This window comes from Blautia sp. HCN-20427, from assembly GCF_037890365.1.
Classification (GTDB): domain Bacteria; phylum Bacillota; class Clostridia; order Lachnospirales; family Lachnospiraceae; genus Blautia.
Genome location: NZ_JBBKBX010000008.1, coordinates 1 through 21641 on the forward strand (window position 1 = coordinate 1; position 21641 = coordinate 21641).

25 protein-coding genes and 1 pseudogene are annotated in these 21641 nt (G+C 36.6%); 2 read left to right on the forward strand and 24 right to left on the reverse strand.

Features of this window, described 5'->3' with window-relative positions; genetic code table 11:
• Positions 1 to 256 precede the first annotated feature (256 nt).
• From WKT17_RS06430 to xerA, 18 genes and pseudogenes are all read right to left on the reverse strand, one after another.
• Positions 257 to 742 (reverse strand): annotated as a pseudogene (locus tag WKT17_RS06430) (lysine--tRNA ligase); the annotation flags it as partial.
• A gap of 274 nt (positions 743 to 1016) precedes the next feature.
• On the reverse strand, positions 1017 to 2258 hold the full coding sequence (locus tag WKT17_RS06435) for a tyrosine-type recombinase/integrase (RefSeq protein ID WP_022146408.1): 1242 nt from the start codon (positions 2256 to 2258) through the stop codon (positions 1017 to 1019).
• Between the two features lie 11 nt (positions 2259 to 2269).
• Positions 2270 to 2524 carry an excisionase gene (locus tag WKT17_RS06440; RefSeq protein ID WP_024853349.1) on the reverse strand — a complete coding sequence of 85 codons (255 nt, stop codon included), beginning with the start codon at positions 2522 to 2524 and terminating at the stop codon, positions 2270 to 2272.
• 11 nt (positions 2525 to 2535) lie between these two features.
• Positions 2536 to 2754, reverse strand: a complete 219-nt coding sequence (locus tag WKT17_RS06445; protein WP_022146406.1) for an excisionase — start codon at positions 2752 to 2754, stop codon at positions 2536 to 2538.
• A 12-nt stretch (positions 2755 to 2766) separates the two neighbouring features.
• Positions 2767 to 2985, reverse strand: coding sequence for an excisionase (locus WKT17_RS06450; protein WP_022146405.1), 219 nt, complete (start codon positions 2983 to 2985; stop codon positions 2767 to 2769).
• A 93-nt stretch (positions 2986 to 3078) separates the two neighbouring features.
• Positions 3079 to 3300, reverse strand: coding sequence for an excisionase (locus WKT17_RS06455; RefSeq protein WP_022146404.1), 222 nt, complete (start codon positions 3298 to 3300; stop codon positions 3079 to 3081).
• The gene (locus WKT17_RS06460) at positions 3293 to 3853 is read right to left on the reverse strand and encodes a type II toxin-antitoxin system PemK/MazF family toxin (protein WP_066559579.1); all 561 of its coding nucleotides are present in this window, start codon (positions 3851 to 3853) and stop codon (positions 3293 to 3295) included. Before WKT17_RS06460 ends, WKT17_RS06455 begins: the two co-directional genes overlap by 8 nt.
• Positions 3854 to 3958: 105 nt before the next feature.
• A complete protein-coding gene (locus tag WKT17_RS06465; RefSeq protein WP_118048425.1) occupies positions 3959 to 4546 on the reverse strand; it encodes a sigma-70 family RNA polymerase sigma factor in 588 nt (195 codons plus the stop codon).
• Between the two features lie 556 nt (positions 4547 to 5102).
• Positions 5103 to 5828, reverse strand: coding sequence for an ImmA/IrrE family metallo-endopeptidase (locus WKT17_RS06470; RefSeq protein WP_118048424.1), 726 nt, complete (start codon positions 5826 to 5828; stop codon positions 5103 to 5105).
• A 130-nt stretch (positions 5829 to 5958) separates the two neighbouring features.
• Positions 5959 to 6534: a transcriptional repressor LexA gene (gene lexA / locus WKT17_RS06475; protein WP_227572943.1), complete on the reverse strand. Its 576-nt coding sequence runs from the start codon at positions 6532 to 6534 to the stop codon at positions 5959 to 5961.
• 251 nt (positions 6535 to 6785) lie between these two features.
• Positions 6786 to 7886: a PDDEXK nuclease domain-containing protein gene (locus WKT17_RS06480; RefSeq protein ID WP_118048423.1), complete on the reverse strand. Its 1101-nt coding sequence runs from the start codon at positions 7884 to 7886 to the stop codon at positions 6786 to 6788.
• Between the two features lie 31 nt (positions 7887 to 7917).
• The gene (locus WKT17_RS06485) at positions 7918 to 8901 is read right to left on the reverse strand and encodes a helix-turn-helix transcriptional regulator (protein WP_118048422.1); all 984 of its coding nucleotides are present in this window, start codon (positions 8899 to 8901) and stop codon (positions 7918 to 7920) included.
• 38 nt (positions 8902 to 8939) lie between these two features.
• Positions 8940 to 9260: a TfoX/Sxy family protein gene (locus WKT17_RS06490; RefSeq protein ID WP_118048421.1), complete on the reverse strand. Its 321-nt coding sequence runs from the start codon at positions 9258 to 9260 to the stop codon at positions 8940 to 8942.
• A gap of 26 nt (positions 9261 to 9286) precedes the next feature.
• The gene (locus WKT17_RS06495) at positions 9287 to 9763 is read right to left on the reverse strand and encodes a hypothetical protein (protein ID WP_087203444.1); all 477 of its coding nucleotides are present in this window, start codon (positions 9761 to 9763) and stop codon (positions 9287 to 9289) included.
• Positions 9763 to 10419, reverse strand: a complete 657-nt coding sequence (locus WKT17_RS06500; RefSeq protein ID WP_087203443.1) for a GyrI-like domain-containing protein — start codon at positions 10417 to 10419, stop codon at positions 9763 to 9765. Before WKT17_RS06500 ends, WKT17_RS06495 begins: the two co-directional genes overlap by 1 nt.
• Positions 10420 to 10467: 48 nt before the next feature.
• Positions 10468 to 11262: a hypothetical protein gene (locus WKT17_RS06505; RefSeq protein ID WP_173867650.1), complete on the reverse strand. Its 795-nt coding sequence runs from the start codon at positions 11260 to 11262 to the stop codon at positions 10468 to 10470.
• A gap of 38 nt (positions 11263 to 11300) precedes the next feature.
• Positions 11301 to 12596: a restriction endonuclease subunit S gene (locus WKT17_RS06510; protein WP_340271958.1), complete on the reverse strand. Its 1296-nt coding sequence runs from the start codon at positions 12594 to 12596 to the stop codon at positions 11301 to 11303.
• A gap of 9 nt (positions 12597 to 12605) precedes the next feature.
• Entirely contained in the window at positions 12606 to 13589 is a 984-nt protein-coding gene (xerA, locus tag WKT17_RS06515; RefSeq protein ID WP_087203441.1) for a site-specific tyrosine recombinase/integron integrase, read from the reverse strand.
• Positions 13590 to 13789: 200 nt separating this feature from the next.
• On the opposite strand from xerA, the gene WKT17_RS06520 reads away from it, so the two are divergent.
• A complete protein-coding gene (locus WKT17_RS06520; protein WP_087203440.1) occupies positions 13790 to 14413 on the forward strand; it encodes a restriction endonuclease subunit S in 624 nt (207 codons plus the stop codon).
• On the opposite strand, the gene WKT17_RS06525 is transcribed toward WKT17_RS06520, so the two are convergent.
• The 6 genes from WKT17_RS06525 to WKT17_RS06550 form a co-directional block, all read right to left on the reverse strand.
• Positions 14392 to 14967: a restriction endonuclease subunit S gene (locus tag WKT17_RS06525; RefSeq protein ID WP_262624093.1), complete on the reverse strand. Its 576-nt coding sequence runs from the start codon at positions 14965 to 14967 to the stop codon at positions 14392 to 14394. The two genes, WKT17_RS06520 and WKT17_RS06525, sit on opposite strands and share 22 nt — an antisense overlap.
• Positions 14960 to 16594, reverse strand: coding sequence for an HsdM family class I SAM-dependent methyltransferase (locus WKT17_RS06530; protein WP_118048417.1), 1635 nt, complete (start codon positions 16592 to 16594; stop codon positions 14960 to 14962). The genes WKT17_RS06525 and WKT17_RS06530 overlap by 8 nt, the downstream gene beginning before the upstream one ends.
• An 11-nt stretch (positions 16595 to 16605) precedes the next feature.
• A complete protein-coding gene (locus WKT17_RS06535; RefSeq protein ID WP_182279737.1) occupies positions 16606 to 19791 on the reverse strand; it encodes a type I restriction endonuclease subunit R in 3186 nt (1061 codons plus the stop codon).
• 17 nt (positions 19792 to 19808) lie between these two features.
• Positions 19809 to 20015 (reverse strand): helix-turn-helix domain-containing protein, encoded by a 207-nt coding sequence (locus tag WKT17_RS06540; protein WP_008789334.1) that lies wholly within the window; start codon positions 20013 to 20015, stop codon positions 19809 to 19811.
• Positions 20016 to 20202: 187 nt separating this feature from the next.
• Positions 20203 to 20418: a hypothetical protein gene (locus tag WKT17_RS06545; protein WP_117537645.1), complete on the reverse strand. Its 216-nt coding sequence runs from the start codon at positions 20416 to 20418 to the stop codon at positions 20203 to 20205.
• A 155-nt stretch (positions 20419 to 20573) separates the two neighbouring features.
• Entirely contained in the window at positions 20574 to 20909 is a 336-nt protein-coding gene (locus WKT17_RS06550) for a helix-turn-helix domain-containing protein (RefSeq protein WP_002594686.1), read from the reverse strand.
• A 226-nt stretch (positions 20910 to 21135) separates the two neighbouring features.
• On the opposite strand from WKT17_RS06550, the gene WKT17_RS06555 reads away from it, so the two are divergent.
• Complete coding sequence (locus tag WKT17_RS06555) at positions 21136 to 21588, forward strand: hypothetical protein (protein WP_008118497.1); 453 nt, start codon at positions 21136 to 21138, stop codon at positions 21586 to 21588.
• The last annotated feature ends 53 nt before the right edge of the window (positions 21589 to 21641 follow it).

Consider the following 21641-nt stretch of genomic DNA (forward strand, 5'->3'; position numbering starts at 1 on the left):
TATTTTCTGTTTTCAAATCTGTTTCTCCTTTCAGCTTTTACTCAACCACAGCGGACATTGTTAATGAATAAAAAAAAGGGCACTCTCTGAAAGTTTTTTCTTTCAAAAAGTGCCCTCAACAATCCATATTGTTGGAGTAGTATTACTGACAACTAATCACCATTCTTCATGATGATTCATGTTGGAATACGAATTTGTTGTCAAATTGTTGTCAAAGAAAATTTTTGTTGTCAAATTGCGAAGTGTTTTTACTCACTTAGTACAGTTTTGCTCCTGCTGGAATCTTATCATCAAGAATCAAAACATTGAGTCCTTCTCTTCCTTCTACAAGGTGTGTCGCGGAGATGATCATACCGCAAGAATCAATTCCCATCATCTTACGTGGTGGAAGGTTTGTGATTGCAAGTAATGTCTTTCCTACTAAGAATTCTGGCTCATAGTAGTCGTGAATTCCGCTTAAAATCACACGATCTACGCCACTTCCGTCGTCTAATACGAACTTCAGAAGCTTCTTAGATTTTGGAACTGCTTCACATTCTTTTACCTTTACAGCACGGAAATCTGACTTGCTGAATGTGTCAAAATCAACCATATCTTTGAATAATGGTTCCACTTCTACATTAGAGAAATCATATGTTTCTTTCACTTCAGCGATTGCTTTTTCCACTGTTTTTTCAACCGGCGCAGACTGTGCAGCATTATTAGCTTCATTCTTTGCAGCGCCCATGCTCTTCATTGTCGGGACTTTCTCCGACGCAATTCCGAAGCCACTCATATTCCTGAGCAACTCCCTACTTTGCTTTTTTCAACCAGATAAAAAGCCTTGTTTACCTTTAAAATTGATTACTTTCCGCATAAGCAGTTGTATTATTTGATGTATTTGATGTAAATCCCGATTGAGAGAATGGGTTTTTCAATCGGATTGCTTACTAAATTATAATCTTTATGATTGAATAAGTCAATCAGACCCAAAAAAGCAGCGTACCAATTTTCATTTTAAAGTACGCCACTTTTTCCTACGCTATTGAATTATTAAAGTATTTATCCAATCCATCAAACTCGGTTCTTTTTAGTTCCTTTGTTACATCAGTATAGATATTTAAGGTTGTTGTTATATCCTTATGTCCGAGTGTATCCTGAATAACTTTTATATTTACACCTGCTTCACACATTCTTGTTGTAAATGTATGTCTGAGCGAATGACAACTAAAATGTGGTAAAAGCACTTCTGGGTTTTCTGTTTTCAAAAACTGCTCATCGTTGCAATCACGGATTATGCGTCGGATTGCCTTATTCAAAGTCGATTGATGTTGTGGCTGTCCGAAGCGATTGAGAAATATAAAATCTGTATATCCATCTATGGTCGCTTCGCAGTGAACCCCTAGCAGTTCTTGTCTTTCTTTTTCCATAACAAATGCTTCTTTAACAAAATCGAGCATCGGAACTTGTCTATTTCCTGCTTCTGTCTTTGGAGTATTCACATTGAAATAGCAGCCCTTTTTTCCTTCAGAAGTTCTGTGGTCATAATAAACCAACGTGTGATTAACATCTATAATCCCATCTTCCAAATCAATATCACACCATCTGAGTCCAGTAACTTCTCCAACTCTTAACCCCGTTCCAAGCATTACTGCAAACACCGGATACCAATACACTGCTGTATTAGAGTTCTTCAGATAATCCATAAACAATTCCTGCTCAGGTCGAGTAAGTCCCCTGCGTTTCTCTGTCTTGAAGCAATGAGCTTTTTTCAATTCCCTTAAAACATTATTTGTCGGATTGTTTCTGATATAGTTATCATCAACCGCCATATCAAATATCTGATGAAGAATGTTGTGGACACCATCAACCGTTGCTGGCTTCAATCCTCGCTCATCAACCAGATAATTATAAAATCTCTTAATGTCAGATTTCAAAAATGTTGAAACTCTCTTAGAACCAATTTGCCGACGTACAAAGGTTTCATAAATATATTTGTAATTCTCAAAAGTGTTGTTTTTCAATCCTCTCTTCAGGTCTTTCCACAACTCATATAAATCATCGAGTGTAACATATCGTGCTTCCGCTTTTATGCCATCACTTTTGTCTTTCTCAATCGCTTCCTCTTTAATCCTGAGTGCTTCAAGCGTTTTTGAATAAACATATCTTCTTTTATGGTTTTCATCAGTCCAACTGTACTGATAACTTCCATCACTTCTTTGAAGTTCTCCCGTGCGAAGAACTGTCCTTGTTTTATCTTTTCGTTTTGGTCTTGCCACGGCTGTTCCTCCTATATTTCATTCCTGCTATTTAAAAATTCCACAAATTTGTCGATGATGACATACACCTGATAACCGTCTGTCGTCATAAAATTGCAGTCTTTCCTTTTCATCAACTCTCGTATTTTTCCCCTTCCGATACCTGTATAAGCAGCTGTTTCATTTACCGACAAACATTTCTTTTTCCAAAATGGCTGCTCTTTTTTCTTTTCTATAAGGCTTTCCCGATAAGCAATCATTTCTTCATCTGCAAAATCCACATTCATCGTTCCACCTCCTAAATCTCATACATTTTTTCAATGTACTCATCAAACAATTCTCTTTTTATCATTCGGCGTTTTCCCACCCATAACACAAATGGACAATCAGCAAACCTTGTCATTTCACGAAGTTTTTCTCTGCCAATGCCGGTATAGGCAGTAGCTTCATCAATGGTCAGATACGGCTTATGCCATATCGGTACTTCTAATCTTTCTTTTTTTACTGGATTACTCACAATAATACCTCCTCATATCGAATACTGCTTTTTTATAAATTCAACAAATTCTTCTCTCTTGATAAGTCGCTTTGAGCCATTCCATAAAACGAACGGACATCTTTCATTATCGGTAAGCTGTCTGATTTTTCTGCTTCCAACACCTGTATAAGCTGCGGCTTCATCAATTGTAAGCATTACTTTCTCCCAAAGTGGGACATTATAGATTGTTTCATCTTTTTCGTTGTTCATATGCTGTAACCTCCTTTGCGTGGTTACAGCATACTTAAAAATCTACACTGAGCCAACGATGCGAATTTGCTCATCGCAGATTTGACTTTTTCATTAAATAGAATACTGATTTGCAATATATTCCTCAAAAATTTTTCGCTTTATCATTCGGCGGCTTCCTATCCAAAGTACAAACGGGCAATCTTGCTTTTCCGTCATTTCATAAAGTTTTCCTGTTCCAATATTGGAATATATAGATGCTTCTTCAATCGACAAATTAGGCTTATGCCAAAGAGGTACATTATAACTCAGCTTCTTTACACTGCTATTAGACATTCTTACACCTCTTTTCTTTCTTTGATGAATATCTGTCGGTAACAACATAATCCCAACCATCCCCATCGCACTTATCACATCTATCTTTTCGCTTTGCAAATGGGTCAAGTCGCCTTACAATATAGTCTGGATTGTGAATGTAATCATTCAGGCACTTCGGGCATAGGCAGCGAATATTTTCTTTTCCCTCTGGCTTGTAAACCCAAAGTCCAAAAGTCTTTTTCAAAGTTGCATTTATCTGTCTGAAAAGTTTATCGTCATCTACCGTACCTATGTATTCACGTAAATCCTCTCTATTGACTGTCCGAATCTGTTCCAGAAGAACCATTGACGGTTTCTTCAGCCCAAACTCCTCGCCGAGAATAATGTGCGATGGCAAATATCTTTTCTTGATTACACTTGTAACTGCCGCAACAATAATCGTCGGAGCATTCTGATTATAATCATCCGCCTGAACGACAAGCACCGGACGCTCTCCGCTTTGTACTGAACCACTGTTATCTCCAAAGTCATAGTAGAATAAATCCCCACGACAAATCATTTTTTCTTTCATATACATAACCTCACAAGAATCTAATTTTTAAAGTGTCATTCGTATCCGGAATGAAATAACCCCTTCACTCATTTGGACAAAGGGGACTGAAATGCACACCCAAAATCAGAGATTTTCATAAAATTTGATAAAGTTTTTCTTTGCCGCAGCAATAGACTTATCCACGGAGCTGTAATATACGCCCTCCTGCTTTGCAATCGCTCTGGAACTCAGACCGCAGCATACATTCTTCATAAGGCGTTCCCTTTGAAGTGGCTGCAACATTGAAAGTGCTATCCTTGCTTTCCTGATTTCACACTGACGCAATTCTTCTCTTTCCAGTTCAAGCCTTTCTTCCTCTGCTCTTTCAAACGGGTCGTCAAACATAATGGCAAGCTCTTTATGAAACTGTGAGGACATTTCATCGTCATATCCATAGCAGTCAAGTGTGCGACTGCTTCTCTTTGCATACTTGTTCTCATTTCGGTTTGCATCGTCAATTACCTCTCCCTGAGCAATGGAAAGATGAACAAACGGAGAATATCTTTCTATAATAAGTGGATACTTCTCCCAAAGCTCTTTTACAGACAATTCCGTAATAATCGCCCATTTCTCATCTCCGGTATAACCGTTATATTCGTATTTAAGGTTTATCAGTTTACAATCCTTTGCAAATAATTCTTCTTGTTCTGTTAATGTAAGTTTGTTTTTCATTTCCGTAATCTCCTTTGAATTTTGAAAAATTGATAAGTTTCAAAATTCGGAAATTACGGGTACTCAGCTATCTGGCACTGCCATGCGTTATAAAACATAAAAGTCCTTTCCCAAGTAAGGGAAAAGACCTAATACTGCACGAAGCATAATCGAATAAAACAGCAACAAAAAAAGCACCGTCGAATCTGGACAGCAAAGAATACTTCTATTCTTCACTTATCCGGCTTCGTACGGTGCTTGGTAGTTTAGCAAATAAATTGCTTATCTCCGCTTACTCGATTAGAAATCGTTTCGATATTTACTTGTAATCTTCATCGCCTGCAATTCCTGCCATATCCGTTCCTACGGATTCTGCGGAAGTAAGCAAGATTTAAAATGTGGACATTCTTGCATTTCTGACACTTCACACTCAAATGTCCGGTTGCGTCTGAAAAAACTCTCTGTATCCTGAACCCGCAAGTCGGGCAGAGAATATCACGCTCTTTCAGGCTTTCTGCTTCTACTCTTGACAGAAGCAATCTCTTTTGTATTTCAGGTGCTACCTGAGTCTGTAACCTCATTGCGAAACACCTCCAAGATTTAATTCATTGGAAATGTATTCAAGGATATTGTGATACTCAAATAGTCCCATATCTCTCAATCTGATAACCAAGGCTGTATAAGATACTCCGATATAAGCTGCCATTCTACGAATAACTGCTTTTTCCTTTGAAGCAATGGTATTATCACCATAAACTTTTATCGGATTTGACTGATTATATTTCGCCAAGGCATTTTCAATAATCCTTCTCGGCATAAGAAGCGAAGCTCCCATTGTATCTGCCTGCCACTCAACAGACGCAAACATCTGAGCCAGTTCCTCTTTGGAATAACTACGCTCAATGTCATACTCTGCATGAAAGCGTCCTTCACTCGGCATTGCATACATCTTACTCAAGATATGATGTGACGCTTCGTGTGCCATTGTAAACCTGCGACGTCCTTGCTCCTTTTCGGCAAGAAGAAATTTATCAAGTACGATGGTATCTTTCGGGAAAACAAAGGGAATAATTTTTCCGTCCTGATGTACCAGCAGTGGTGTTGCTCCATCTGCCAGAAAGCCAATCCTGCCTGCATCATCTTCTGCGAAAGAAGCGTATTCAATTCGTAACATAAGAAATTCTGTAATGAAATGTTCTATGTCGATGGATTGAATCACTCGATTGCTAAACTTATTAGCGTAAGCTGTTATCAAGCCTTCGCTGATTTCTTCCAACTCGGCTCTTGACATATAAATACTCAAGTTGTGTCCACCTCCGACTCCACCTTGTCCGGCGGTGCAACTCCTCCGGCAAAGTTCTGTTGTATTTCCGCACTATCCAAATTGATTAGATAGCGAATTCCTTCAAGTGTTCTCATTCGTCTGTCCTCTGTTATAGTTCTTTGATGATGTGACAAGCCACACCCTGAATGCAGCACTCATCTACAATGATGTCTTTCATCTTCTTATTTTCCGGGTGGAGAATGATTTTCTTATTCTCATCATCTCGGAAGTAGCGTTTCAATGTATTCTGATTATCCACAAGGGCAACTACTATATCGCCCTCTTTGGCTTCTACCTGCTTTTTGACAACCACAAGGTCGCCGTCATCAATCCCTGCTTCAATCATAGACTGACCGCTTGCTCTTAATATAAAGAAATCTCCTTTGCCGAAAATAGCAGTAGGAAGTGATACATATTCTTCAATATTTTCTTCCTCATACTGAGGACTGCCACAAGGAATAGAACCTACAATCGGTGTCTGTGTCTGTTCGCCACTGTACTTACGTGTCACATTGGTGCGAATCTCCTGCCCGTCGTACTCAATCATATTCTTCTCAGCCATCTCTACTAAGTATTTATATGCTGTACCTCTGGCAATGCCAACAGCTTCAGCAATTTTTGTAGTCGATGGGGATTGTCTGTTTTGCAGGTAATAATCCTCGATATACTTTTTTATTTCACTCATAAGTTCAGGACTCTTGCTTCTCATACCTGCACCTCACTTTCTTTTCTATCGGAAGCAGTTTGCTTTCGATAGTCTTATTATACCTGATACGAAGAATTTTTCAAGTAGGTTTTTCGTAAAAGAAAAGAGGTGTCGCAATTTGCTAACACCTCAGTATCTTTCAATATTTTCATTGAAAAATTTCGCCCATAAAGGCTTTTTTGTTCAATGAACTTAGATTTTGCAATTTGTGCAGACCGTCTGCACAAATTCTATTCTGTTTCCTTTTCTTCGTTATCCTGCTGCTGAAGATAAAACATTGCCTTTTGGGTTTCAATCTCCGCTTTCAGTTCTTCTTTTGTCGGTAAGTATAATTTGTACTTGGAAGCAAATAATTGTTCATTGCCGTGCATAACAGAATAACGGGCAATATCATCATCTGTATCGGAACAAAGGACAATACCGATTGTTGGGTTATCGCCCTCGCTGCGTTTCAGTTCATCATACATACGGATATACATATCCATCTGTCCTACATCTTGATGTGTTATCTTCTCTGTTTTCAAATCAATAAGGACAAAGCATTTCAGTATGTAATTGTAGAATACTAGGTCGATATAGTAGTCCTGCTTCTCCGTATGAATATGCTGCTGTCTTGCCACAAAAGCATATCCCTTTCCAAGCTCCATCAAGAATTTCTGCAAATTGGAAAGGATACTTTTCTCAAGGTCACTCTCTGTAAAATCTGTATTCTGCGAAAATCCTAAGAACTCCGCAACTACCGGATTTTTGATGAACTCCAACTTATCATTCTGATACGGTGTAGTCAGTTCCTTCATTTCACTTTCTACAAGCTCTTTTTTCTGAGTCCCCAGCATACGATAATAATACTGAGAAGAAATGTTCCTCTGCAAAGTACGAACACTCCAAGTCTGTTCTGCGGCTTCTTTCTCATACCAGTCACGAACTTCAGGGTCTTTGACCTGTAATAATGTTCTATAATGCGACCACGAAAGCAGAACGCCGGATTGTCTACACGCCGTGTCGACAATTTCAGGAAAGGTTTTATAAAACTTCAGACAATGATATAAATTACTTCTATCATATCCTTTTCCATATCGCTGAGTCAGTTCTTTAGAAATTTTCTTTATTACCTCTAGCCCATACTCCGAACGTTCATCTCCACCTAATTCTTCTTCTGCTATTCTGTAACCAATCAACCAATTTCTCTGCACGAGCAATGTATTGACAGCCTGATATGCAGCTTTTTGTGAGGACTCGATAATCCCACACATATCCTTTAAGATGTCATCGGTTTTAACAAAATTATCCATAAAACTATTTTGACCGATTTTTTCTAATTTATTCTCCATAGCTACCGCTCCTTTGGATTTTATTTTCAAATTATTCGCTTTCCTGCATACCCTCATCGGCTTGTGAAATCATCTGTCTGTATTGTTCTTTCACACTCTCAGGTGCAAGTATCTGTACTTTGCCGTTGAAGCCAAATACCCAACCGAAAAAAGTAGGACTGGCTGATATTTCGGTCTGTACTCTGAAAGACGTCATATCATATGCAAGGGTTGTCACATCTTCTCCGAAACGGTCTACCATTGTTTTCATCAGACTGTTATCACACCGTAAATCCACAAGAACTTTCTCGCCTGAGAACATAAAGAAAACTTCCTTTGTGTAATTCTCAATATCAAAATCATCAGGCATAGGAACAATATCTTTATCCAATATCTCCGGCTTGGAAGCAATACGGTCTACCCTGAAATTGATAACCTTGCTTTTCTTCTCTGAATATCCGAGAACATAATAATAGTCCCCACACCAGAGAAGTTTATACGGACTGAGCTTATACACTTCTCCTTTATTCTTCAGAACCTTTTTCTTTAATCCGGTATAATCGTAATACTGGAAAGAAATCTGCTTGCCTGCGTTGATGGCGTCATTTATAGCGTCGATGATATAATATATCTGCTCATTATCCGGCTTAATGCGATTGACCACATAGTTATTACGCTTCAGCTTTGCCACCTGCCCCGGACTGGTCATTGTATGTATCTTCTCAATCAGAGTTTCGCTTTTCTTCTTTGTAATGAACTTCGATGACTCTACTGCATCTATCAGCAACTTCAGTTCCGGCAATTCAAACTTACGACTGGCTACAAAGTATTTGCTCTGAGTAGAATGGATAGTAACAATGTCCATTCCAAACTCCTGAAGTGCAGCAATGTCTTTCGTAACAGTAGTTCTATGTGCAGATATTCCATATTCATCATTCAATATATTGATTAACTGTGTTGTGGAAAGAGGATTTTCTTCATCGGTTCTTTCCAGTAAAATCTTTTGTAAATATAAAATTCTTGGCTTTGTTTCCATAATTTTTATATACCAATCGCTCCATCAATAGTATCTGTCTACTTTTTCTTTTTAGGCTTAGGTGCTGGCAATTCGTCATACATCGCATTAAACAACCCTGTTAAAAACTCCTTACTATCAACATCTTCCACAAGCAGCATTTCCTTTGCCCCATCATACGGCAATTCATAGGTAGCTGTCGGCATATATGAAATTGCTGATTTTATCGGTTTTACAAGTAATCTGTCATCATAAATTCCGCCGACAATTTTACCATGATAATAAATAATATATTCGCCCATCATCGCACGGAAAGTAATCTCGTCCAATTCTGCCAACTGTTCTAATATAAATTTCAAATATTCTTTACTTGATGCCATTAGTTGTCCTCCGACCTAATTTCATTTTACTCGATTTCTTTTTTATGATTCAAGTGTATTCCAATATGTCCAATCCCCAATATGATTGCTGCAACAAATAAAAACGGGTTTTTGCCATATATACTCAATAGACAAAATGCACATACTGGCAATGTTGCACCTGCCACCGGAATACCCAGTAAGCTGCTGTACATATCCTTCATTGTCTTAGCACTTCTGAAATATCTAATCCAATACACCTCATATAAGACCATCAAAACAAATGCAATTAAAAGTATTACAGTCCAACCGGATATTTCATTGATATTAAAATCTCTGAATATCAATGACAAGCAGGTTACAGAAATTTCTCCCACTCTTTCAAATAACAGCAGTACCCTGTTTTCATTTTTCACATACTTATCATAATCTTTCGGCTTATTTTTACTCCATACAATATTTGGTAGCATCAGCATCAATAAAAATATTAAACCTATATATGAAAATCCAAAATTTACATTCATTATTGTATCTCATTTCCAAGCAATTTACGCCTTTTTATTGGGTGTCTTATTACCGTTTTGCATTTCTCCGGTGCAACTTTTCTTGGGTCTGATAAATAGATTTCGTGATGGCGTCGCTCATCAGTAAAATCATTTACATAACCGTTTTCTTCAAGATATTTATCCATCATCGCCACGGTTGCAGGTTCATCATCAAACGCTCCTATATGCATTATCTGTACGCACAAACCTTCGTCAATACTCAAGAACTCTGCACCAGAGCAATCCATCTTTTTCTTTTTTGAAGCAGTTTCCACCGCCCAATCAAAATCTTTCTTTGTAATAAAATCAGGCAGACGAATAACAGAAATCCAGTTGAAAGCTGATTTATCAGTATAATCTATACTTTCAACATTGTCCTGCCACCAAAAGCCCTCAAGCGGTGGTACAACATATTCAAAAAATCCTTCTATTTTGTAATCCGTCTTATAGCTCATCTTGAGAGTATATGCAACAGCATACAAAACACCAATAGCAGTTTTATATTCTCCGCCTTCTTCATTAGGATTTCCTTTACCTCGTACCGCTATATAATTTGCCTTTGGAATTGTCACAATCTGCGGCTTATTCTTCGGCATATAGAACTCTTTATATTCTTTCTTAAAATCGAATGCCATTTGTTTATCCTCTCTGTAAAATCATTTTTACTTACCTTATAATTCAATTTATAAAACACAATTTGTATATATTTCAAATAAGGCTAAAAGGAATAAATCTTCCATTGTTTCTATAACTTCTCCATCGTATCCGCCCGGAGAACCGTATGATTTGTCAATGTTTTTATTTTTATTCCCATAGATTGCTGCAAACTCTGCTATAACAGTAACCAACTGGCACGCCTCTATTTCTTTGCAACTTCCAAAATTATATTCCACCGACAACTGCTGAATTGGTGTTTTCTTTTTGTCATTGCTGTTAAACGCATTAGCCAAAACATCTGTAATATGATTTTGATACTCAAACTCTTGATGTGGAATTGGTTTATCAGCATAATATTCTAAGCTACGAGCAAAATACTTCCCTCCATCGTAAAAAACACTTTTATCATCAGGGAAATGTTTATTTAGCACACTTTCTATTGCAGCCAAACACTTTTCATAAATATTGTACTCACTGACTCGTAAATCCAAATCACAATATTCCAAAATTCTATTTTGAACCTCTTTAGTACAACAGCAAAACTCTCTATACATCTCTCTGTTGTAATAAAACAAATCATTATACATCGTGGCTATTGCACATAACGGAATAAGTCCTCTGTCCTTATAATATTTAGAAATAAATGATACCGCTTGTGCTTTTACACTTTCTTGATGACGTTGCTCATCACGCTTGTCCTGCCTTTTTTCAAACCTCTCCATACGGTTGCTTTGTCTTATTTGCAAGACTGCAATAATAACCGTGACTATTAAAGCAACTCCCGCACAAATAATACTTATCCAATCTGAAACACTCATCATATAGTTTCTCCTTCTACTGTAAACGATAATTTACCACATCAATCACTGATGGTAGCCTGACCGTTCATCAGCATAGGCAACAGCCAATCACGAAGCTGAATGAGAGTGTGAGTTTCCCTATCTAATTCCTTTTGTAAAGCCAAAAGAGGTTTGATTTCTTTAGAAAACTCTTTTGTAACGGATAGCGGTGGAAGAATAATTTCACTATCCATCAAGGAATTGATACGAATACCTTTAAAAATGCTACCTGTTGAACACGCAGTTGCTCTTTTGACGAAAGTTTCACTTTGGAGATTCATATACAGATATTCTGCTGTAAGGACTGAGCTATTATAACGAATGGAAAAAACAGACTCGTTAATATCCCAGTTGGTCGGATTTTCTTGTATAAGATAGCATCTACCCAATGGGGCAATACTTGCAAACAAAATATCATCTCTCTGAATATCAGAGCGACGATGAACGATTTGTCTTGCCTGTTCATCAATAGTATCACAACCAGAAAAATCTAATGAACCATTAAGGCATAAGTTTTTAACAGTAATATACTGTATATTACCATTGCCCAATTGAAAATTATTTCTGGGATTTAATCCGGTTCGGACAGCTTCAATAGCATTTTCCATTTTGGAACATATCCAAGAAAACGGGATTTCCATTTTTAACTGTTCATTCCAAACCATCTTACCGCCTGATGAACGGTATGGTTTTCCGTTCTCATCTGGAAAATCAAACTGAGTGAACCAATAATCGTAAAGAAGCTTAGCTTGCTGCTCTAAATTATCGTTTATTGCATTATTGATAAGTATCTTTCTATCTATTGAAGAAAGTATCAATACTATCATATCCTGATACTTTTTCTCTGGTATTTTAAAATCTAAAGACATCAAATATTCAAGATTTATGTTATCTTGAATACTACCTGTCGCAGCATTTTGTATAGACTTTTTTATATACTCAAAAATATAGTACATAAATTCTTCTGATGATTTTTCGGGATATGCTGAAAAACCTACAATACTATCTGGAAAACACATTGGATAAGCCAAAATTGCTGTTTCCGCAATATTGGCGGCAATAGTAATACACAATGTTCCTGTATTCCACAATTTACTTTGTTTGAGCCCGAAATCGCCATATTCTTGTTCATGTTTACTCAAATAAAGAGTTGCTTCTTTAACATCTCCCGTTTGAACTAATGGATATTTCCCATTTTCAAACAATTTTGGGTCGTTTCTCGGTCTATGTTTTGATACTCCTCTTGCAAATGTTCCTAATTCAGCCAATTTGGAAATTTTCCAATTCTCATTATATGAACTTCCATTATAAATCATATTTTTCTCCTAACCTATATACTTTCTATGAGCCAATTTAACATTGCTCTGTTTAACCATTGCATACTGCAAAGTCGTATCTATTTTTCTATGTCCCAAAAGCTGCTGTAACTGTTCAATGGGCATTCCTTTATCTATTGCCATAGTCGCAAGAGTACGTCTAAATTTATGTGGATGCACCTTACTAAGACCTAATTGTTTTCCAAAATTTCGTAATCGCACTTCAATACCACCAATTTTCAATCGTTCATAAGGAGCTTTTAATGATACAAACAGTGCCGGATTATTATCCCTTCTGCTCTGTAAATAATTCTGCAAATGTATTTTTGTTCTGGCGTCAAAATAAACGACTCTCTCCTTATCGCCCTTTCCAAAAACAACACATTCACGCTCATTAAAATCTATATCTTCTCGATTTAGCAGAACCATTTCGCCTACTCGCATACCTGTTGATGCCAACATATCAATCATTGCCAAGTCCCTGAGTTCTGTGCAATTATCTCTCATCAATTCAAGTGCTTCATCTGAATAAGTTTCCTTAATATTCGTTCCAGTTTTAACCTTATGTATTCTTCTGACCGGACTTTTCAAAATATAGTCCTCGTCCTCAAGCCAAGAAAAAAAGCTGGAAAGTATTCGTCTTATATTATCAATCGTAACTTTACTTGAATTTTTATTTGACTGATATTCAGTAAGGTAACAGCGTATATCATCGGTTACAATATATTTAATACCTTTACCTATACTATCAATCATTGCCTGTATAGTTGCTTTGTAATATTTCAAAGTTTTCTCGGAACAGCCCTCAATTCTCTTTGCCGATAGAAACAGTTCAACCAAGTTCTGCTCCGATAATCCTTTATCACTTTCCGTTTTTGCAACTTCATAATCAAAAAGCGTATGTTGCAGTACCTCCTGCAATCGCTGTGTTTGTGCATTGTTCAAATAAGGTAGCATACCCTGAACAATATCCATAATTAAATTCTGTTTCATAGTCAATTCTCCTTTTATTTAATTTAGAGAACAACTATGGAGCGGTAGTCCCCTGCTTTAACTCCTGCCACTCACAAGAGTTATGGGATATATTAAACGATAATTTAGAGCAACAAGCCAAGCTACTTTACGATTATTGGTTCACTCAGTTTGATTTTCCAGATGAAAACGGAGAACCATATCGTTCATCAGGCGGTAAAATGGTTTGGAATGAGCAGCTAAAGCGTACTATTCCTGACGGTTGGACAACAAATCCATTGTCAGATATTTTCACATTCAAATCCGGTTATTCCTTTTCCTCGGATTTGTATGAAGTATCTGGCAAATACAAACTACTAACAATAAAAAATGTTCAAAACAACGGCATAAATCTTAATGTCGATAATTATATAAACGTACTGCCTGACAATGTACCGGATTATTGCTTACTAAAAGCACAAGACATTTTAATGTCATTAACTGGCAATGTAGGACGTGTTGGAATTATGTATGCCGATAATTGTTTATTAAATCAACGAGTAGCTTTGGCTGAACCAGTTAATATAAATCAACGAGTTTTCGTTTACTTTTTGCTTAAAAGTGATATTATTCATAAGCAATATGAAATGATAGCAAACGGCTCATCACAACAAAATCTGAGCCCAATTGAAGCCGAAAAAGTCATTATTGCATATAATCCTGAAGTTGCAACAAAATTTTCGACTTTATGTAATGAATATCTGAATACTATTGTTTCAAATCTTGCTGAAAATCAGGAACTTATAAATATACGTGACTGGTTGCTACCTATACTGATGAACGGTCAAGCCACCATCAGTGATTGATACGGTAAATTATCGTTTATCTTATTATTTGTTCGGATTTTCATTTCCATTTTATATAATAAATCGCCTATTCTTACCTGTTCTTCATAATCAGGCAAATATAAATACAAAAATGAAAACATATCCTCATTAAAACTTGCTCTCAAAGTCATTATCGTATTGCAATCTAATACTTTACGAAAATACTTACTTCTCAAAAAGAAAGCAATATACTTTGAGTACACTATTCCCGTTGTTTTCGGTCTTAGTCTTTTTACAAAGCCACTAAAAGTTGCTTTCGGATAGTCTTTAACAGCAACACAACTCATTGCCAAAGCATCAACGGTTTCACTTGTTCTTGTAATAAACACATCATCTTTTTTTACAGAAAATATTTCTTGCTCTTTAAGAGATGTATCCATCAAATCTGGTAATTCTTCAGGCAAAAAATAATTATTAAACACGGTGCTAAATGATATAAACGGGGAACCGTGTCCTGCTTGTTCTTTTGATGAAGATATACCTGAACTCATTTCATATAAATCACTAAATTTGTACTTTGTAAGTTTACTCATACTTTACCTTCTTTAACTGCTCCATAATTTCCGTTTTCAGTTTGTCGCCCTCTGCAAAATATTCCTGTAACTTCTCTGCATAGGCATTCATACGAGCATTAAACTCGTCCTGTGACAATTCAACATATTCGATTTTTACATCAAAATATTGTCCAGCCGCAAGCGAATACTTCTTTTCTTTGATTTCATCATAGGTAACAGCAACTGAAAAATCATCAACAGCTTCTTTATTAAGGAATGTATCGACAATTTTATCAATCTCAAAATCACGAAGTCTGCGTTTCTGATTATTACCGTCTTTATATTCTTCTCCCAGTTTTGAAGCATCTATCAATACAACCTTATCTGTTTTTCTTGAATTATCAAAAAATAATACTGATACATTAGTTCCGGTATTAGCAAATACATTGGAAGGCATACTAATACAGCCATAAACGATATGTTCATCTACAATATGTTGTAGTATCTTCTTTTCTACACCTGACTTTGCGGTTACAAATCCGGTAGGAACTACAATCGCACCTTTTCCGGTTGATTTCAATGAATTAAGAACGTGCTGAATGAACAACGTATAAATTGCCATACTCTCTTTCTTCTTGGCTGGTACTTTCGGAACTCCCGCCCAAAAACGAACAGGCATTGCTGCTATACGTTCTCTTGTATCTGAGAAATCCATCTTAAAAGGCGGATTTGAAACTACATAATCAAAAGTTCTTAATTCCTGTCCATTATCACTCTTGTGATACGGAGCAATCAGTGTATCTCCCTGAATTGCGTGGTCAAGAGAAGATACCAAACTGTTCAGGATAAGATTAAGTTTTAACATTTTATTGCTTCGCTGTGAAATATCCTGAGCAAAAATAGTACACTTATCTTCGCCAATTTTATGGGCAAGAGCCATCAAAAGTGTTCCTGTTCCGGCTGATGGGTCATAACACTCAATACTATGTAAATCAGCTGCATTTCCAACAAGCAATCTTGCCATAATCGTTGCAATAGCGTGAGGAGTATAATACTCTGCATACTTACCACCGCCTGCGGTATTGTAGTCCTTTATCAGATATTCAAATATATCTGCGAAGAAATCATAGTGCTTCTCAAATGCTTCTTCAAAAGAGAAATTTACTAACTTGTCAACCAACGCACGGGCAAAAGGTGCTCTTGCTGTATCGTCTGTTACATACTGTGTCAGCTTTTCAAAAAGCGGTATTTTCGTGTTCTGAGCAGTTTGTGTTGAAAATATATCAATATTCTTATCTGCTATATCTGTCATCGTGCTGTCAAAGATTAAATCAAAATCACCTTTTGCCTGCTGATTCCATAAGTTGGCAATAAGATGTTCCGGATTAAGTAATGGAATATCTGACGGTAAACTATCAAAAATATCCAAGCGGTCATCTTCTGACATTTCTGCATAAGCAAGTTCCCATTTTTCGGCATTTTTAAGAGCCGTACTTACTTTTTTTACTTCATATCCGAATTTGTCATTAAGGAACTTATAAAGGAAAACCTGAGTGATAATTTTATATTCGTTACCATCGTTTCCCATACCATAGGTCTGACAAGTTGCTTTTAAGGCATCTATCAACTCTATGGTTTTTTCTTTTATCGTCTTTGTTTCTTCCATTGTGTTCTCCTTTATGCCACTGAATAAGTCTGGTTGTACTGGTCAAGATACTGTTTTGTAATCCTGCTCTGTATAAATACTCTATCCTCACGAGCACTTGCTACTCCCAACTTATCAATGCCTGCTTTTATTTGTGTCATAACTGTTCTCTCAAAATATGCGTCTTTCTTCAATATATCATTTCTGTCATACACTTTCTGGTCAATATCAGACTTAATAGAAAGCAAAACATTCATAATAGACATATCATACTCTGAAACAATCGGCTGTTTATTTGCTGCTTTTCGAGCAAGATTTTCTTCCCTGATTCTTTTATGAACCCTTGCGAATTTCGCATCGCCATTGTATTTTCTCAGCAGAACCGTGTTTTTCTTCTGCAATTCATCAAGCTTTTTCAGAATATCTTCCAGTTCTTTTCCTTGCTCCTCAATCTCACATACACTCTTAGGTTCAAAACCGTGTTGCTTGAAGCGAAGCAAAAATGCTTCCTGCAAAGTAATAAACTCAGGGTCATCAGGGTCGATATTCTGTGTAAAAGCACGAACAGTCTTTTTATACTTTTCTGTTACTGCGTCTTTACCACCGACGATTTTCAATTCTTCTTCACTGATTTTGCTGAAATTAAATGTAATATCCTCCATTGCTTCATTGACAAGCAATTTCGTGGTATCATCACTTGCAAAAAGTTCTTTCTGATTTATATTATCAATATGATGTTGCACCTCTGAAATCAATGAAGGCAACTTTGTTAATTCCATTTTTGCAAATGTTTCCTTCAACTCATCATCGCCAAAGGTTCTTACCAAATTACAACAGTCACGAGCAGCAATAAGAATTTTTTTAAGTTTGAGCAATTCCTGCTTATCCTCAATCGTGGATATTTCCGAGCTAAATTCTTCCGCATTATCTGTGGTATAGTTAAAAAGAACCTGCTGCACTTCCTGCATTTGTTTAATAAGTTCTGCCGGGTCTTCAATAACCTGTTTGAATGTATCTGTTTCATTTCCCGCACCAACTTCATTCGGGTCATTAAAACGGTTCAGCTCTTTAAGGTACGCTTCATTTGTTTCCTCAAAGTTCCTTTTTATATTGGCAAAATCAATGACATATCCATAATGGTTTTCTTTATATGGTCTGTTGACTCTTGTAATTGCCTGCAACAGATTATGGTCTTTCAATTTTCTTCCAAAATACAGACGTTTCAATCTTGGTGCATCAAATCCGGTAAGAAGCATATTGAAAACGATAAGAATATCAACTGTCATATTATTTTTGAAGTCGTCAATAATCTTATCTCTCGTATCCTTATCATCACTATCGTGAAGTATAAGTCCAGCTCGCAAATGACTTTTCATAGAAGCGTCTTTATTTAGTTCCGCTTGAATTTCATCAAAATATGCAAACAGCTTCCTTGCCTGCTCACTTGTTTCACAAATGACCATACCGCCGAGCGTATTATCTCCCTGAATTTGTCTAAATCTCTTTAGGTCAGAAATAATATACCTAAGCAACTCTTTGACATAATTATCGTGTTCAACAATCTGACTTTTCTTTACATCTTTCTTTTCTACCAAGGTTTCAAGTTTTTCGTAAATTTCAGAAAGTCGCTCTTTATACTGAGTTTCTATATCCTCACGGATAATTTTCAAAGTATATCCATCTAAAATTGATTTGTCGTAATAGTATGTATGAATATAATTACCAAAAACTCTCCAAGATTCTCTTTCTTCTTTCAAAAGCGGGGTTCCTGTCAAAGCAATCTTTATAGCATTTTTATCCGCATCAAGAAGATTAGCCAAGAATGAGCCTTCTGGTTTATACCCTCTATGTGCTTCATCAATAATAAACACTCTCTGCAAATTCGTTGCATACGCAGGAAGGTCAACTTTTGACCTATCTTCAGCAAAACGCTGTATATTTACAACTGTAATTTCAGGTTTTCCCGTATTTCCCTCTTGTGCCTGATTGTTACGGAACTGCTCCATAAGTTCAGCACGGGAACTTGCCGTTTTTACAACCAATCCACGTGCTTCAAATTCTTCTGAAGCCTGTTTCAACAAATCAAGACGGTCAACAATGAAATAAAACTTTGCAACTTTATTTTGCTTGCTGAAATAGTCAGAAAGAACATAAGTAAGATAATAAGAAAGGGCTGTCTTTCCACTACCTTGAGTATGCCATATAACACCTGAATTGACACCTTCATCAATCTTACTTCTTACTGTTAAGGCAGCAAACATCTGTTGATAACGCATTATATGTTTCTGCTCAATAAACTCTATCTTGCCATTTATTTCTTTATGAAAACGAACATAGGCAATTCCATATTTCAATATAAATAGCAATCTTTCAGGACTGCACATAGATGTCAGTACACGGTTGGTCGGTGTATAAGTATCTAAATTTGTTTGATATTCCGGAGAAGTATGAATAACCTGACAATTAAAGTCAGTCAATATCTTCTTTTCAACAATCGGGTCAATATCCTTATATGGGAAATCTGCATTATAAGGTGCAATATCCAAATTAGTAGGATTTTCTTCTCTAAAACAGTTGAACGGTGCAGACTGTTTTGCTGTCGTACAATAGAATGCTCCCTGAACCGGAACAATACCACCCATAGTGTCATATTCCATATTATTAGAGAAAATCATCAACTGTGTAATATTCAAAAATCTCCTAAATTTTTTATTAGGAAATCTCTTTTGGTTCATTCTCTTGCTTTCTGCAACCATACCACCGTGATTATTCGGCTTCTTTACTTCAATAAATACAAGCGGAAGTCCATTCACAAACAGTGTAATATCCGGTCTAAATTCATCTTGGTCACGCTTACAGGTGAACTCGGCGGTAAAATGATATGTATTATTCTTTGGATTCTCAAAATCCACCAATCTAACAGGCGAAACAGACGATAAACGCTCGTAAAAACTACGTCCTATATCATCATTATCTAATTCCTGCCTAATAGTTTTCAATGTCTGTTCCGCTTCTCCTGCGTGGGTAGGATTAAGCCGTGCGAACTGCTCCTTGAAAACGTTAATTAAAATATTGGTATCAGGGTCATATACTGTGCTTGCCACATCTTCAGTTATTTTCCCGAAATAGGTATAACCAAGGCGTGTCAAATGAACCATTGCTGGCATTTGAACACGGGTAGCTTCGTTAAACATATTTTTCTTACCACTTGCCGCCATCTTCAGACCTCCTCATATCATTCGTCTAATATGACTTCACATACATCGCCAATATCACAATGAAATACTTTGCAAATTCTCATAAGCACATCAAGGGATACTGTTTCATTCTTATTTAATTTTGTTGCAACAGACGATGAAATCTCCGCAGCACGCATTAAATCTTGTCTTTTCATTTGATTATCAATCATAAGTTTTTGAAGTTTGTTGTAGCTTATTCTCATCTGTAACGCTCCTTCGTATTCTCCGTTCCTTTTGGTTACAGTTACTCATTTGACATTATACTATGAATAATCTATTTTTTCAAGATATAGGGGTTTATTCGCAACTCCTATCCGACAAGGTGTCACTTTTTACAGACACCTAATACAACTCTTTTAAAGAATAATAAAAAAGAGATGCCGAAGCACCTCAATTATACATTCTATTATTAACATTCAATGCAATCATTGCTATGACCTTTTCTATCGGCGGCTCTTTTCCGTCCGGTGCAACTACTTTCCAAAAAGCTATTGCTTCCGGTTCAGCACTTTTCATTGCTTCCCGAATGGCAAACTGCATTTCCTCTTTTACTGCTTTTTCAGTTGTTCCATTTTCTTTCGCTATTTGTCTGAAAATGTCGTTCACTTCTACTTCCTCCTATGTCTATTAGTATGTGTCTATCACTAACAGTTGTTGTTATAGCATATTCTCTCTGTCGAAGTCCCGAAAAATTTGTCGATAGCAGAAATTTTTTATACTGAAAAAAAGAAAGCTCGTCGATTAGGACGAACTTCTGTGTTTTATGGAAGTATTTGCTTTGATTGCTTCACAAGTGTATCTATAACTTCATAAATTCTGTTTCTATCTTCAGGAGCAAGTTTTTCAAGCTTCTCATTAAGCATTGAGTTCTTGACTGTATATCCCGTTTCCAGAACATCTGTAAGAACCATATCTGATGATACACCTAAAGCATTTACTATCTTTATGAAAGTTTCGAGTGACGGAATTTTCTCTCCACGCTCAACCATACCAATATAATTTGTTGTCAAATCTGTTTTCTCAGCCAAATCTTCTTGGCGTAATTTCCTCGCAAGTCGGAACTTTCTTATATTCTTGCCGATTGTATCGAGCTTCATCACATCACCTCCCTTAGTGTGTTTCCATAACTAATAGTATAGGTTAAATCGATTTCAAATCACACGCACCCAAAGGAAGTCAAACCAACTATTAGTGATGATTCCCAACTATTTTTATGTTATACTATAAAAGCAGTAATTCACGATTGTTAATGGCGAAAGACAAATCACAACCCAAGAGCCAAGTTAAACAATCTCCATAGAATAAACTTAGGGGTAAAAAGGAATGGACGAACAAAAGATAATATTCAGTAATCGGTTTGAAAAAGAGAAATTTGAGGATTACAAAACAGATTTGGGAACTGGCAACACAATCACTCCTGACTTTACGGAAGCTGATGATTTTTTGAAATTCATACAGAAGAACCGCAGAAGTGTTCCAAGTAAAGAACGAATTGCTGATAAGGACAAATTTATCAAGACCGTTTACGAGTTATCCAACAGCTTTGAAATTGACGCTGACCTGATAGAATTTGCCGAGGGATATATCGCTAACATCTATGTAGATTATGCCTGCTACACTGGATATATCAAGAAGCTGTTAGCAATTCTTTTTATCCTTGCCGATGATATTTCCTTTTTAGACGGCAGTAAAGAAAATGCCGATATGCTTTTCAGCTTCACTTATCACACACACCATATTTTCCTGAATAACAGAGAAACAACTGATTTCTCATAATGTACCCGATGGCTACTCAACTGAGCAGCCATCTTTTCAATTTTCCAGACACC

Bases quoted from the DNA above. Each gene is read 5' to 3' on its own strand.
- WKT17_RS06440 (WP_024853349.1), bottom strand. From the start codon at position 2,524: ATGAATGTGGATTTTGCAGATGAAGAAATGATTGCTTATCGGGAAAGC.
- WKT17_RS06450 (WP_022146405.1), bottom strand. From the start codon at position 2,985: ATGAACAACGAAAAAGATGAAACAATCTATAATGTCCCACTTTGGGAG.
- WKT17_RS06455 (WP_022146404.1), bottom strand. From the start codon at position 3,300: ATGTCTAATAGCAGTGTAAAGAAGCTGAGTTATAATGTACCTCTTTGG.
- WKT17_RS06460 (WP_066559579.1), bottom strand. From the start codon at position 3,853: ATGAAAGAAAAAATGATTTGTCGTGGGGATTTATTCTACTATGACTTT.
- WKT17_RS06465 (WP_118048425.1), bottom strand. From the start codon at position 4,546: ATGAAAAACAAACTTACATTAACAGAACAAGAAGAATTATTTGCAAAG.
- lexA (WP_227572943.1), bottom strand. From the start codon at position 6,534: ATGAGTGAAATAAAAAAGTATATCGAGGATTATTACCTGCAAAACAGA.
- WKT17_RS06480 (WP_118048423.1), bottom strand. From the start codon at position 7,886: ATGGAGAATAAATTAGAAAAAATCGGTCAAAATAGTTTTATGGATAAT.
- WKT17_RS06485 (WP_118048422.1), bottom strand. From the start codon at position 8,901: ATGGAAACAAAGCCAAGAATTTTATATTTACAAAAGATTTTACTGGAA.
- WKT17_RS06490 (WP_118048421.1), bottom strand. From the start codon at position 9,260: ATGGCATCAAGTAAAGAATATTTGAAATTTATATTAGAACAGTTGGCA.
- WKT17_RS06495 (WP_087203444.1), bottom strand. From the start codon at position 9,763: ATGAATGTAAATTTTGGATTTTCATATATAGGTTTAATATTTTTATTG.
- WKT17_RS06500 (WP_087203443.1), bottom strand. From the start codon at position 10,419: ATGGCATTCGATTTTAAGAAAGAATATAAAGAGTTCTATATGCCGAAG.
- WKT17_RS06505 (WP_173867650.1), bottom strand. From the start codon at position 11,262: ATGATGAGTGTTTCAGATTGGATAAGTATTATTTGTGCGGGAGTTGCT.
- WKT17_RS06510 (WP_340271958.1), bottom strand. From the start codon at position 12,596: ATGATTTATAATGGAAGTTCATATAATGAGAATTGGAAAATTTCCAAA.
- xerA (WP_087203441.1), bottom strand. From the start codon at position 13,589: ATGAAACAGAATTTAATTATGGATATTGTTCAGGGTATGCTACCTTAT.
- WKT17_RS06520 (WP_087203440.1), top strand. From the start codon at position 13,790: ATGGTTTGGAATGAGCAGCTAAAGCGTACTATTCCTGACGGTTGGACA.
- WKT17_RS06525 (WP_262624093.1), bottom strand. From the start codon at position 14,967: ATGAGTAAACTTACAAAGTACAAATTTAGTGATTTATATGAAATGAGT.
- WKT17_RS06530 (WP_118048417.1), bottom strand. From the start codon at position 16,594: ATGGAAGAAACAAAGACGATAAAAGAAAAAACCATAGAGTTGATAGAT.
- WKT17_RS06535 (WP_182279737.1), bottom strand. From the start codon at position 19,791: ATGGCGGCAAGTGGTAAGAAAAATATGTTTAACGAAGCTACCCGTGTT.
- WKT17_RS06540 (WP_008789334.1), bottom strand. From the start codon at position 20,015: ATGAGAATAAGCTACAACAAACTTCAAAAACTTATGATTGATAATCAA.
- WKT17_RS06550 (WP_002594686.1), bottom strand. From the start codon at position 20,909: ATGAAGCTCGATACAATCGGCAAGAATATAAGAAAGTTCCGACTTGCG.
- WKT17_RS06555 (WP_008118497.1), top strand. From the start codon at position 21,136: ATGGACGAACAAAAGATAATATTCAGTAATCGGTTTGAAAAAGAGAAA.